A 12,900-nucleotide genomic window follows, 5' to 3' on the forward strand; every position below is an offset into this window, starting at 1 on the left:
ACCCACGAGAGCTTGCTGCCGCTGGCCGTCACCGGCGCCGTGGTGGCTGCGATCGACAACAAGCGCCTGCAGCGACGCGATCGATCATCGTGCTAACAGACAAAAATGTGATTGTCGCTTCGGCGGCGGCCATCACATGATGCAAGTCATGCATGATTCAGATCATGCATGATCAATGCGTTCCGGGGCACACTCCATGACACAAATCGCGATCCAGCCAGCCATTCATCGCCGGCACCAGCCCTGGTACAAGATCCTCTACGTCCAGGTGCTGATCGCGATCGCGCTCGGCGTGCTCATCGGCTATTTCTATCCTGATCTCGGCAAGGCCTTGAAGCCGCTCGGCGACGGCTTCATCGCGCTGATCAAGATGATGATCGCGCCGGTGATCTTCTGCACCGTGGTGCACGGCATCTCCTCGATGGGCGACCTCAAGCGCGTCGGCCGGGTCGGGCTGAAGTCGCTGATCTATTTCGAGACGGTCTCGACCGTCGCGCTCGCGGTCGGACTTTTGGTCGGCGAGATTCTCCAGCCTGGGCACGGCTTCAACATCGATCCCGCCACCATCGATCCGAAATCGGTCGCGACCTACGTCACCAAGGCCAAGGAAGAGGGCATCGTCGCCCATCTGATGGCGATCATCCCCGACAGCTATCTGGGCGCGATCGCGCGCGGCGACCTCCTGCAGGTGCTGCTGATCTCGATCCTCTCCGGCTTCGCCATCGCCTTCCTCGGCAAGGCCGGCGAGCCCATTGCGGACGCGATCGACAAGGCCGCGAAGATGTTCTTCGGCATCATCCGCATCATCGTGCGCGTCGCGCCGATCGGCGCCTTCGGCGCGATGGCGTTCACCGTCGGCGCTTACGGCCTCGGCTCGCTGCTCAACCTCGCGGCGCTGATCGGCACGTTCTATCTCACCAGCATCCTGTTCGTGCTGGTCGTGCTCGGCGCGATCGCGCGGCTGGCGGGCTTCTCGATCCTGCGCTTCATCGCCTACATCAAGGACGAGCTCCTGATCGTGCTCGGCACCTCATCCTCCGAGACGGTGCTGCCGCAGATGATCCAGAAGATGGAGCATCTCGGCGCCTCGCGCTCGGTGGTCGGCCTCGTCATTCCGACGGGGTACAGCTTCAATCTCGACGGCACCAACATCTACATGACGCTGGCGACGTTGTTCCTGGCGCAGGCAACCAACACGCATCTGACCATCTGGCAGGAGCTCGGCATTCTGGGCATCGCCATGATCACCTCGAAGGGCGCCTCGGGCGTCACCGGCGCCGGCTTCATCACGCTCGCGGCAACGCTCTCGATCGTACCTGATATCCCGATCCAGTCGATCGCGATCCTGGTCGGTATCGACAAGTTCATGAGCGAGTGCCGCGCGCTGACCAATCTGATCGGCAATGGCGTCGCCTGCGTCGTCATCAGCATCTCCGAAGGCGAGCTCGACCGCGACGCCCTGCACGAGACCATGGCCCACCCGCTGGAGATCGGCGAGGCGCTGGAACCGGGCGGAGGCGGGTAGATCGAAGGCAGGCGAAGTTCAATGTCCGACGCGGTAGTTTCCCGGAGTGGAAATCCGGCGGGATAAGCGTCACAACAGCGGCACTGCGATCACGGATTGATACTCATCTTTTTCCACCCGACGCGCTGGGGGCAGGGCGTCGGGTTTTTGTTATTCGAATGATGAGCCCGTGGAATCACGTTCGCCGGCGAGATCGAGCCGCCGCGTGATTCCGATTGCCTGCAAGAATGCCTCGTCATGACTAACGACAAGCAGCGCGCCGTCATAGGCTCTCAGGCCGGCCTCGACGGCTTCGATGGACTCGACATCCAGATAGTTGGTCGGCTCGTCGAGAATGAGGAGGGACGGTGGAGTCACCCCGCCAAGCACACAAGCAAGGCCTGCACGAAACAACTGCCCGCCGCTCAGGCTTCCGACGATCTGCAAGGCCGCATCGGCGCGAAACATGAACCGCGCCAGCGCGGCATGACATTCATTCGCACCCGCCTTTGGATTGAGACGGCCAAAATTGTCCAGGATGGCGGTCGCGGGATCGAGCAGGCTGACCTTCTGGTCGAACAGCGCGAAGTCCGGCCTGACCCGCACGGTGCCGGAGAGCGGGCGCAGCTCGCCCGCGATCAATTTCAGCAGCGTCGTCTTGCCGGAGCCGTTGGGTCCGACCAGCGCGACGCGCTCCGGACCGACGATCGTGAGCGACAGATCGCGCAAGACCGGCCGCTCCGGCCGATAGCCTGCACTGACGCCGTCGAGCCAAAGCACCTCCCTGCCCGCCGGCAGGCCGGTCACGGGCAACCCGACCGACAGTGGCTGAAGAATCTCGATACGCCGGCGCGCCGTGTCCACGGCATCGATGGCCTCTGCGCGCCGCCGCTCGGCGATTTGTGCGTTCTTGCCGCCGCTATCCTCGCTACGATCCTTGCGTGCACCGGCCAGGATCCGCGGTATGTCGCCCTTGGCGCGCTTCCTCCTTCCGCCGCTGTCCTTGCGCGCTTTTCTTTCCGCAACCTCCTGTGCCTTGCCGTCGATCTCGGACAGGCGCCTTTCGGCATGGGCGAGGTCATGCCTGATGGCGGCGAGTTCGACGGCCTTCTGCTCGCGATACCGGCTCCAATTGCCGCCGTAGCGCGTGGCTCCGAGCGACGTCAGTTCGACGATCGCATCCATGGTCTCCAGCAGGCCCCGGTCGTGGCTGACGACGATCGCGCCGCCACGCCAGGCGGCGAGCAGATCGGTCACCGCCTTGCGTCCGTCCTGATCCAGATTGTTGGTGGGCTCGTCCAGGAGCAGGAAGTCGGGCTCGGCGAAAATCAGTGCAGCGAGTCGAACCCGGGTGATCTGGCCGCCGGACAGGCAAGATAGCTCCGTGTCGGGAGATGGATCGAACCCGAGGCGCGCCAGCGCAGCCTCAAGCCGCGTCTCGAGCGTCCAGTCAATCGCAGCGATCTCATCGGCTGAAGCATCGCCTCGCTCTGCACGGCGAAGCAGCTCCAGCGCCTGCCGCACGCCGAACAGGTCGGCTACGGTCGCGCCGGCAAGAACCTGCACATCCTGGCGCAACAGGCCGATGGTACCGCTGATCAGAACGCGCCCTGATTGGGGCACATGTTCCCCGAGGATCGACGCAAGCAGCGTCGTTTTCCCGACGCCGTTACGGCCGACGAGACCGGTCCGCTCGGCCGCGAATGTCAGATCGATGTTGGAGAGAAGAGAACGGCCGTCAGGCGTGGACAGCGACAGGTTCGACAGAATGATCGAGGCAGGCATGGAATTTCCCGTAAGCAAGGCAGGCGGGCTTTGCGGTCGGGGTCATATCCATGGCGGCACGTATCCTGATTGAGGAGCTCTCCAAGTAGTCCCATCGAAGGGCAAGATCAAGGCGGGGCGCAAGGGGACGACAGCGCAGGAGGCGCCGTCGTCCTCCGTCGCCGTGCGCCATCAACCCTTCAAAGCGGTCACCACCACCTCGATCAGCGCGCCGCCGCCGAGATCGGCGACGCCGACGGTGGCGCGGGTGGGGAGATTGTCGCCGAAGAACTCGGTCCAGGCCGCATCCATCTCCTTCTTCTTGGACAGATCCGTGACGAAGATCGAGGCGCTGACGACGCGAGACTTGTCGGTGCCGGCCTCCTTCAGATAGCCGGCGATCTTGCCGAGGATGTTGCGGGTCTGCTCGCCCATCGAGACTGAGGTGTCGTCGGCAATGGTGCCACCGAGGAAGACGAAGCCGTTGGCCTCGACGGCACGGTGCATGATAGGCGTGCGGATGCTGCGGGTGATGCTCATGATGTCCTCTTGTTGTTAGAGCGTGGAAGGATGGAAGCGGTCGATGCCGAGATCGCTGACGCGGGTCTGGCTGCCGCCGTTGACGATCAGCTCCGCCATCACGGCGCCGGCGCCGGGACCGAGCTGAAAACCGTGCAGCGAGAAGCCGAACTGGTGATAGAGGCCCTTGTGACGGCTGCTCGGCCCGAACACGGGCAGATCGTCCTTCGTCCTCGCCTCGATGCCGGCCCATGCGCGGACGACGGTGGCGCTGCGCATCACCGGGAACAGCTCGAACACGGTCTGCGCGCTGGTCGCAAGACTCTTCCAGTCCAGCACCGTCTCGTTGCGGTCCTGATACGGCGTCGCCAGATGCCCGCCGCCGATCAGCACGGTGCCGTTCTTGAATTGCTTGAAGGAGAGTTTGCGCCCGCGCAGGATCACGACGGGATCGATGAAGTGCGGCACGCGCGAGGTGATCATCAGCATCGGCGCCACCGTCTCGACCGGAACGGGTTCGCCGAGATCAGCCGCGACCTTGCCGGCCCAGGCGCCCGCGGCGTTGACGAGCACCGGCGCAGCGTAGGTGTCCGTGCCGACGTCGACGTGCCAGAGTCCGTCGCTGTAGCGGATGTTGCTGGCGGCCGCGCCCTCGCGCACGGTCGCGCCGAGCTGCTCGGCCTTGCGACGGAACGCCGTCGTCGTCTGCGCCGGATTGGCGGCCCCGTCACGGCGCGAGACCACGCCGCCGGGACAGGTCTCGGCGACGGCCGGCACGAGGCGCCGCAATTCAGTCGTGTCGATCAGCTCCTCATGGGTGAAGCCGAGCGCGTTGAGCTCGGCGACACGCGCGCGGCAGATCGCGAGCTCCTCCTCGTTCTCCGCGACCAGCACCTGGCCGTAGCTCTCGAAGCTGCAATCGTCATCAACGAGCTCGGAAATCTTCTCCCAGATCCCCATCGAACGGATCGAGAGCGGGATTTCGGGGACATGCCGTGCGAGCTGACGGACTCCGCCAGCATTGACACCCGAGGCATGGCGGCCGGCGTAGTCCTTCTCGATCAGCACCGGCTTCAAGCCGGCGAGGCACAGATGCAGCGCGGTCGAACATCCGTGGATGCCGCCGCCAACGACGATCGCATCCACATTCCTGGTCATCCGCGCACCACGGCCTTGACGTCGGCTTCGCCCTTGGGAACGGCGGCGAGCTCGGCGAGCGTGATCGGCTTCACCGGCGCGCGGAGCCGGTAATAGCCGATCTCCTGCGGAGACTTGCCGCGCGCCTGCGCCATCAACTCGGTGACCGTGAGGCCGCAGAGCCGGCCCTGGCACGGACCCATGCCGGTGCGGCGATAGGCCTTGAGCTGGTTCGGCCCGGTTGCACCAATGGCGACGGAATCGAGAACGTCCTTTGCCGTCACTTCTTCGCAGCGGCAGACGATGGTATCGCCCGAGGGAATGCGGAACTGCGTCGCGGGGCGGAACAGCGTGTCGAGGAAGACGCGGCCGCGCTCGGCCTTGGCGAGATCGGCGCGGAGCGTTGCCATTGCAGGGAGCTTCGCCGCGGCTGCGGGTGCCAATGCATCCATCGCCGCACGCGCCGCGATGCGGCCACGGACTACGGCTGCATTTGCGCCGCCGATGCCTGCCCCGTCGCCCGCGATGGCAATGCCGGCGACCGACGAATTGCCGCTCGCATCCAGCACCGGCGACCAGCACAATTGCAGCTCGTCCCAGCGATGCTCGACGCCAGCCGCCATCGCCAGATTGACGTTGGGCACGACGCCCTGATGCAACAGCAGCAGATCCGCAGGAATGCTCTCGCGCTTGCCGCCGGCGACATAGCTTACGCTGGCGAGTTGGCCGTCCCCGGACGCAGAGAGCTCGGCAACGCCGGAGACGACCTGCACCTTCGCCTTGACCTCGCGCATCATTGACAGGCCCTTGGCGAAATAGGGCGAGGTCAGGAACGCGAAGGCGTGGGGGAGCGCCGCGAAATAATTGCCGCGCTCGGTGGTGTCGAGGATACGGTCGATGCGGCCGCCGAGGCGCAGGATCTGCGCGGCGAGCAGCCAGAGCAGCGGCCCCTGCCCCGCGATCACCGTGCGTCCATCAGGCACCAGCGCCGATGATTTCAGCATGGTCTGCGCCGCGCCGGCCGTCATCACACCCGGCAGCGTCCAGCCGGGAATCGGGAACGGCCGTTCCAGCGCGCCGGTCGCAAGGATCACGCGCTTGGCCTTGACGAAGGCGGATGCGCCGCCGATCGAGACGGCGATCTCGAGATTGCGGTCGAGGCTCCAGACCGTCGCACGATGGATGATTTCGGCGCCGCTCGCACGTAGCGCCTGCACGAGATCGGCACCGACCCAATAATCGGCGCCGAGCTGATTGCGCTCGGTGACCGGCGTCGAGGAAATCGCGCGGAACACCTGGCCGCCGGGGCCGATGTTCTCGTCGAGCAGCAGCGTCGACAGGCCGGCCTCGGCGGATGTCGCGGCAGCAGCAAGACCCGCAGGCCCGGCGCCGATCACCACCACGTCATACGCTTCACGCTTGGGAGCCACAGTCATTTTCCGATCTCCCGCTTGCCCTTCTGGATTTCGACCTGCATGCCCTCGGCGACGGGCACGAGGCAGCCTTGCCGGTTGCCGACGCCATCGATGGTGACGAGGCAGTCGAAGCACACGCCCATCATGCAATAAGGCAGACGCGGCGCGCCGCTCACTGCGGTGGAACGTCGTGCGTCAACGCCGGAGGCCAAGAGCGCCGCGGAGACGGTGTCACCCTGGCGCGCTGCGACGGCAACGCCGTCGACGAAGATCTGCACTTGCGGACGCTTGTCCTGTTCGGATCGCCTGAACATGGGGATGCCCCTTGGCTCCTTCCTGAAATCTCTAATAGCCGCTATTGTTCGCCACGCCTGCGCCACCAAAGCGGCTGGCCGAGAACGCGCCGACAAGCTCCGGCTCGAGCGCGCCTTGCGCCACCATGCCCGCGATCTCGAAGGCGTGGTTGGAGGCGAGCGTCACACCGGAATGGCAGCAGGCCACGAAGGCGCCGGGATGCGTCTCCGACTGGTCGTAGATCGGAAAGCCGTCCTGCGGCATCACGCGGATGCCGGCCCAGCTCCTGACGACGTTGAGCCGCGACAGATGCGGAAACATCCGCTGCGCGCGATCCGTCATCACGGCGCTGATCGAATGCTTCAACGCGCGATCATCGAGCTCGTCCTCCTTGCTGTCGCCGATCATCACCGTGCCCTCGTCGGTCTGGCGGATCGTGGTCAGTGGATGCGGCAGGAACGGCATGGTCCGCTCGGTCACCACGATCTGGCCGCGGGTCGGCCCCATCGGCGCGTAGAGACCGACCATCGGCGCCAGCGTCTGGTTGGCGTTGCCGGCGGCCAGCACGATCTTGGCGGCGCGCAGCTCGCCCCTCGGCGTGGTCAGACGGAATTCGCCGCCGCTCTTGCTGATCGCCGAGACGGGACGCTCCGGAAAATAGTCGATGCCGAACGCCTTGAAGCCGGTGTGAAAGGCGCGGAACGTGCGCAGCGAATTGACGTGGCCATCGAGCGGGCAATAGCTGCCGCCGGAGACCTCCGGGCCAATCAGCGGCAGCGCCTTCTTCACCTCGGATGCGGGAAGCATCTCCATCTTATAGTCGGCGGCGCCGGCCTGGTTGTGCATGCGCTTGACGAGCTCGGTGCGCTGGCCGAATTCGTCCTCGCCAAGCGTGAGATGAAAGCCGCCATTCTGCTGAAGGCAGACATCGAGGCCGGTCTGCTGCTTCAGTTCGGACGCGAGCCGGCCCCACGCCTCCGACGCCCGCACCGTCCAGACCGTATAAGCCGGCATGCCCAAGCCCTTGCTCTGCACCCACACCAGCGCGAAATTCGCGCGCGAGGCGCGCTTGGTGATATCGCCTTCGTCGAGCACGGCGACCTTCTTGCCGAGGCGGCCGAGGCCCCAGGCAATGGCGGAGCCGAGCAGTCCGCCGCCGACGACGGCGACGTCGTATTCAGACTTTCGTTCTGACGCGTTTTCTTCACGCGAACCGGCGTCCACTTCGCTCGAAAACGCTTTAGACATGAATTCTCCTATCGTCCCGTATCGCCCTTGCCTGCGAGCACACGGTCGAGCCCGTAGAAGCGGTCGAGCAGAATGAGGGCGGTCATGGTGATCGCGATCACGCAGGCCGAGACCGACGTCACCAGCGGATCGATGTTGTCCTGGATATAAAGGAACATGCGCACCGGCAACGTCTCGGTTCCGGGTGCCGCGAGGAAGACGGTCATGGTGAGATCGTCGAAGGACTGGATGAAGGCGAGCGCCCAGCCGCTGATGACGCCGGGCAGGATCAACGGCAGCGTCACGCGGCGGAACAATGTCCAACCGCCGGCGCCGAGCGAGACCGCGGCCATCTCGACCGTTCGGTCCATGCCGGTTGCCGCCGCCAGCGTCAGCCGCAGCGCGAACGGAAACACGATGATGACATGCGCGATGATCAGCGCGGCAAAACTGCCGCCGAGGCCAACTGATGTGAAGAAACGCAGAAAGGCAATGCCGAGCACGACATGCGGGATCATCAGCGGCGAGAGGAACAGTGCCGCGAGCGCATCACGGCCGCGGAAGCGATAGCGCGCGATCGCCAGCGCCGCCGGCACCGCGAACAGAAGCGCGACGAGGGACGAGAGCGCGCCGAGTCCGAGGCTGACCCAGAAGGCGTGGATGAACTCAGGATAATTCGCGATCGTCCTGAACCAGCGCAGCGAGAAGCCGTTGGTCGGCAACGAGAGGAAGCCTTCCGGCGTGAAGGCGACGAGGCAGACCACCAGGATCGGCGCCACCATGACGATGACGAAGATGGCATGGAAGATCAGCGCCAGCGGGCCGTTCCGGCTCATCGGAACACCTCCGCGTAGCGGCGCTCGATCAGCGCGTTGCTGCCGACGACGATCAGCACCAGCGCGACCAGCAGCAGCGTTGCGACCGCGGCGCCGAGCGGCCAGTTCAGCGTGTTGAGGAACTCGTCATAGGCGAGCGTCGCCGCGACCTTGAGCCGTCGGCCGCCGATGATCGCCGGTGTCGCGAAGGCGCTGGCCGAGAGCGAGAACACGATGATGGCACCCGACAGCACGCCCGGCAGGATCTGGGGCATGATGATGCGGCGGATGATAGTCGCAGGGCCCGCGCCGAGCGACATCGCGGCATTCTCGATCTGCGGATCGAGGCGCTGGAGTGCGGCCCACACCGACAGCACCATGAACGGCATCATCACATGCGCCAGCGCGACAATCATTCCCGTCTCGGTGAACATGAAGGGGATGGGGGAGCGCATGCCCCCGAGCGACATCAGAAGCTTGTTGACAAGGCCGTTGTTGCCACCAAACAGCAGCGCCCAGCCGAGCGTGCGCGCCACCACCGAGATCAGCAGCGGCCCAAGGATGACGAGCAGGAAAAAGCTCTTCCAGCGGCCGCTCATGCGGTTGAGGATGTAGGCTTCGGGCGCGCCCAACACGGCAGTGAGGAGTGTCGTCAGGATCGCGACGCGAAACGTCCGCCAGAACATTTCTGCATAGTAGGGATCGGTCGCGATCTCGTGCCAATTCTTCAGGATGAATACCGGCTCGATGCCCTTGTACTGGCCCCAATCGTGGAACGACAGCATCACGGTCATCGCCAGCGGAATCAGCAGCACGCCGACGAACAGCATCAAGGCGGGCGCCGTCAGTGCCCATGGCGCACGCGCGCTGCGTTCCTGCGCGACCGCGCTCATGCGCCAGCCCCCGCGCGCACGCTCATGTCCTCCGAACGCCAGGACAGGCGAACGGCGTCGCCCTCGCCAGGCTGGGCCTTGCCGTCATTCTGGCGAATCACGATCGCCGGGCCGCATTCGCTCTCGCACTGGAACAGCCAATGATTACCCTGGAAGATGCGCGTGATGATCTTGGCACTGAGCCCCACATCGCCAAAACCGATGCGCTCCGGGCGGATGCTGACGGTGACGACACCGTTGAAGCCAGCCGGCGCCGGCGCGCTCCAGGAGCCCGCCACCAGCCGCGCCGGCGTCGCGGTCCGGTCGATGGTTGCGGCAAAGTCATTGGTCTTGCCCAGGAACTGCGAGACGAAAGCCGATGCCGGCCTTTCATAGGTCTCCTGCGGCGTGCCGATCTGCTCGATCTTGCCCTGACTCATCACCACGATGCGGTCGGACAGCGACATCGCCTCGTTCTGGTCGTGCGTGACCAGGATCGTGGTGGTGCCGATGGTGCGCTGGATCTGGCGCAGCTCGATCTGCATCTCCTCGCGCAATTTTGCGTCGAGGTTCGACAGCGGTTCGTCGAGCAGCAGCACGCTCGGCTTGATCACCAGCGCGCGCGCCAGTGCTACGCGCTGTTGCTGGCCGCCGGACATGCGGCGCGGATGGCGGTCCTCGTAGCCGGCGAGCCCCACCATCGCCAGCGCGGCCCGAACGCGCTCGGCCCGTTCGCTGCGCGGCACGTTGCGCATCTCGAGGCCAAAGGCGACGTTCTCTGCCGCCGTCATGTGCGGAAACAGCGCGTAGCTCTGGAACACGATGCCGAGGCCGCGCTTGGCCGGATGAACCGCGGTCAGGTCCTTGCCTTCCAGCCGGATTGCGCCGCGCGTGGGGTCGAGGAAGCCCGCGATCATCTGCAATGTCGTGGTCTTGCCGCAGCCGGACGGGCCGAGGAAGGAGATGAACTCCCCCTTCCCCACCGACAGGCTGAAGTCGTCGACCACAGTCTGCGCGCCGAACTGCTTTGCGACCCGATCGAGCTCGAGATAGGCCATGACGCTGTCTCCGCCGCGACCGATCAGCGCTCGACCTCGCGATTCCAGCGCTTGGTCCACTCCTCGCGCTTGTCGTTGATGACGGTCCAGTCCGGATTGTAGAGCTTGGCCGCGCGCTCGCCGATCGGCGCCATCTTGCCGAGCTCCGGCGGGATCACCAGCGATTTCAGCACCGGGCCGTAGCCGTAGTCCTTCAGCATCACGAGCTGGATCTTGGGATCGAGCAGCATCTTGACGAAGCTCGCAGCGAGCGGCGAAGCGTTGGTCTTGTTGATCGGACAGGCCGTCGTCAGCAGCGTCGCGGCACCTTCCTTCGGATAGACGAAGTCGACGGGGAAGCCGGTATTGGCGAAGCTCTGCACACGGCCCGTGCCCCAAACCGCGATCACGGCCTGGCCGGACTGGAACAGCTCGGTCATCTTGCCCGGCGACGGCTCATAGGCCAGCACGTTCGGATTGATCTGCTCCTTGAAGATCTTGAAGCCGGAATCGACGTTGGTCTCGCCGCCGCCGTTCATCTTCGACAGCATCACCAGCGCCTCCAAGCCGTAGGTGTTGTTGATCGGCGGGATGACGAGCTGCTTGGCGTATTTCGTGTCCTTCAGATCGTTCCACGAGGTCGGCGGCGCCCAGCCCTTCTCCTTGAACACCTTGGTGTTGTACATCAGGCCGGTCGCGACGATGCCGATCGCGACCGCGCGATCGTCCTTGAAGCGGGCGGTGTCGTAGAGATCGGCCGGCAGCCCGTCGAGCTTGCCGCAGAAGCCGAGCTGGATCGCCTGGTACATCGGTCCGTCATCGACGATGGCGACGTCGATCTGCTGATTGCCCTTCTGCGCCTGGAGTTTCGCCAGCGTGTCGGTGGAGTTGCCGGCGACGTACTCGACCTTGACGCCGTTCTCCTTCTCGAAGGCCGGGATCACCTCGTCGCGGATCGTCTTCTCGAACGAGCCGCCGTAGCCGGCAACATAGAGGGTCTTTTGCTGGGCCGAGGCGACCGACGGGGCGGCAACGAGCGCCGCGATGCTGACCGCTGTCAGAAGGCGAAGAGTCTTCATATGGACCGATCTCCAATACCGGAATGAGGTGACGTGCCGACAAGTCTCCGGCCGAAGCGCCTGCCGCATTTCCTTCCGCGCAAATCCCCTCCGATCAGGGCTCCGGCCCCTGCTCGGCGGGTTTTGGCGCGATCTGGAGGTTTGAACCCCTCCAATCTGCCGAAAAAGCGGGCTGTCTCCAGCTCTGATGAAAAAGATCGCAACCTATACTTCCATCGTCCAATGAATAATGGCACCCTCTGCATGCCGAAATGTTATGATTGGATTGTGGGGATGGCGCGGATCAATTCGCGGCAGGTGGAGGCCTTCCGGGCAACGATGCTGACCGGCAGCGTCACCGAGGCGGCAAAATTGATGGTGGTGACACAACCTGCGGTCAGCCGGCTGCTGCGCGACTTCCAGGCGCTTCTCAAGATGGAGCTGTTTGAACGACGGGGCACCGGACTGGTCCCGACCGCGGCGGCGATGGCGCTTTATACCGAGGTCGAGCGCTCCTTCGTCGGTCTCGAGCGCATCACCGCTGCTGCCGAAGAAATCCGCGGCCGGCGCACCGGCTCGCTGCGGATCGCCGCGCTGCCGGCGCTGTCGAACGGTTATCTGCCGCGGCTCGCGGGGCATTTCTTGATGGAGCGGCCCAACCTCAACCTTGCCTTCTTCGGCGTGATCTCGCCGATCGTCGTCGACTGGGTGTTGAACAACCAATGCGACATCGGCTTTGCCGAGGTGCCGATCGCCCATTCCGGCCTGCCGAGCCAGCGGCTGCCGGCACTGGCGCGCGTCGCAGTGCTGCCGACCGGCCATCGCCTCGCGGAGAAGGACGTGCTGGAACCGCGCGATTTCGAGGGCGAGACCTTCATCTCGCTGTCGGCGGGGTCGTCGAGCCGGCACCTCGTCGACCAGGTCTTCCACCGCCACGACGTCCGTCGCGTGCTCAGGGTCGAGACCACACTGTCGGAGATCATGTGCGGCATGGTGTCGTCGGGACTCGGTGTGTCGATCTGCGATCCCTTCACCGCGCAGGAGTTTGCAACGCGCGGTGTTGTCGTGAGACGTTTCCTGCCGCGCATCGACTTCGAATTCTCGGCGGTCTTTCCGGCACAGCGCAGTCCGTCGCCGGTGGCGCTGGATCTGGTCGAAACCATGCGCAAGGCGTTGGTCGAATTCGAGGACGCCGCCGAAACGCATTGAGTTGAATCACTCTCGCCCCGGGCTCGCTGCAACCTCTCCCGCTTGCGGG

12 protein-coding genes are annotated in these 12,900 nt (G+C 64.9%); 2 read left to right on the top strand and 10 right to left on the bottom strand.

Annotated elements, in window-relative coordinates:
* Nucleotides 1-196: 196 nt before the first annotated feature.
* Nucleotides 197-1,525 (top strand): dicarboxylate/amino acid:cation symporter, encoded by a 1,329-nt coding sequence (locus ACM42_RS20815; RefSeq protein ID WP_028178988.1) that lies wholly within the window; start codon nt 197-199, stop codon nt 1,523-1,525.
* Nucleotides 1,526-1,675: 150 nt separating this feature from the next.
* Here the strand turns inward: ACM42_RS20815 and ACM42_RS20820 are convergent, their stop codons facing one another.
* The 10 genes from ACM42_RS20820 to ACM42_RS20865 form a co-directional block, all read right to left on the bottom strand.
* Nucleotides 1,676-3,289: an ABC-F family ATP-binding cassette domain-containing protein gene (locus ACM42_RS20820; RefSeq protein WP_271529685.1), complete on the bottom strand. Its 1,614-nt coding sequence runs from the start codon at nt 3,287-3,289 to the stop codon at nt 1,676-1,678.
* Nucleotides 3,290-3,460: 171 nt separating this feature from the next.
* A complete protein-coding gene (locus tag ACM42_RS20825) occupies nt 3,461-3,808 on the bottom strand; it encodes a RidA family protein (RefSeq protein WP_028138431.1) in 348 nt (115 codons plus the stop codon).
* Nucleotides 3,809-3,823: 15 nt separating this feature from the next.
* A complete protein-coding gene (locus ACM42_RS20830) occupies nt 3,824-4,945 on the bottom strand; it encodes an NAD(P)/FAD-dependent oxidoreductase (protein ID WP_271529686.1) in 1,122 nt (373 codons plus the stop codon).
* The gene (locus ACM42_RS20835; RefSeq protein WP_271529687.1) at nt 4,942-6,360 is read right to left on the bottom strand and encodes an FAD/NAD(P)-dependent oxidoreductase; all 1,419 of its coding nucleotides are present in this window, start codon (nt 6,358-6,360) and stop codon (nt 4,942-4,944) included. Before ACM42_RS20835 ends, ACM42_RS20830 begins: the two co-directional genes overlap by 4 nt.
* Nucleotides 6,357-6,653, bottom strand: a complete 297-nt coding sequence (locus tag ACM42_RS20840) for a (2Fe-2S)-binding protein (RefSeq protein ID WP_028178984.1) — start codon at nt 6,651-6,653, stop codon at nt 6,357-6,359. The genes ACM42_RS20835 and ACM42_RS20840 overlap by 4 nt, the downstream gene beginning before the upstream one ends.
* A gap of 31 nt (nt 6,654-6,684) precedes the next feature.
* Nucleotides 6,685-7,881, bottom strand: a complete 1,197-nt coding sequence (locus ACM42_RS20845) for an NAD(P)/FAD-dependent oxidoreductase (RefSeq protein ID WP_271529688.1) — start codon at nt 7,879-7,881, stop codon at nt 6,685-6,687.
* Nucleotides 7,882-7,889: 8 nt separating this feature from the next.
* Nucleotides 7,890-8,696, bottom strand: coding sequence for an ABC transporter permease (locus tag ACM42_RS20850; protein WP_271529689.1), 807 nt, complete (start codon nt 8,694-8,696; stop codon nt 7,890-7,892).
* Complete coding sequence (locus ACM42_RS20855) at nt 8,693-9,568, bottom strand: ABC transporter permease (protein ID WP_271529690.1); 876 nt, start codon at nt 9,566-9,568, stop codon at nt 8,693-8,695. The genes ACM42_RS20850 and ACM42_RS20855 overlap by 4 nt, the downstream gene beginning before the upstream one ends.
* Nucleotides 9,565-10,605, bottom strand: a complete 1,041-nt coding sequence (locus ACM42_RS20860) for an ABC transporter ATP-binding protein (protein ID WP_271529691.1) — start codon at nt 10,603-10,605, stop codon at nt 9,565-9,567. The genes ACM42_RS20855 and ACM42_RS20860 overlap by 4 nt, the downstream gene beginning before the upstream one ends.
* A 23-nt stretch (nt 10,606-10,628) precedes the next feature.
* On the bottom strand, nt 10,629-11,663 hold the full coding sequence (locus ACM42_RS20865; protein ID WP_271529692.1) for an ABC transporter substrate-binding protein: 1,035 nt from the start codon (nt 11,661-11,663) through the stop codon (nt 10,629-10,631).
* A gap of 273 nt (nt 11,664-11,936) precedes the next feature.
* Between ACM42_RS20865 and ACM42_RS20870 the strand changes: the two genes are divergently transcribed.
* Nucleotides 11,937-12,851 (top strand): LysR substrate-binding domain-containing protein, encoded by a 915-nt coding sequence (locus tag ACM42_RS20870; protein WP_271529693.1) that lies wholly within the window; start codon nt 11,937-11,939, stop codon nt 12,849-12,851.
* Nucleotides 12,852-12,900: the final 49 nt, after the last annotated feature.

This window comes from Bradyrhizobium sp. CCBAU 25338, from assembly GCF_028128965.1.
Taxonomy (GTDB): domain Bacteria; phylum Pseudomonadota; class Alphaproteobacteria; order Rhizobiales; family Xanthobacteraceae; genus Bradyrhizobium; species Bradyrhizobium liaoningense.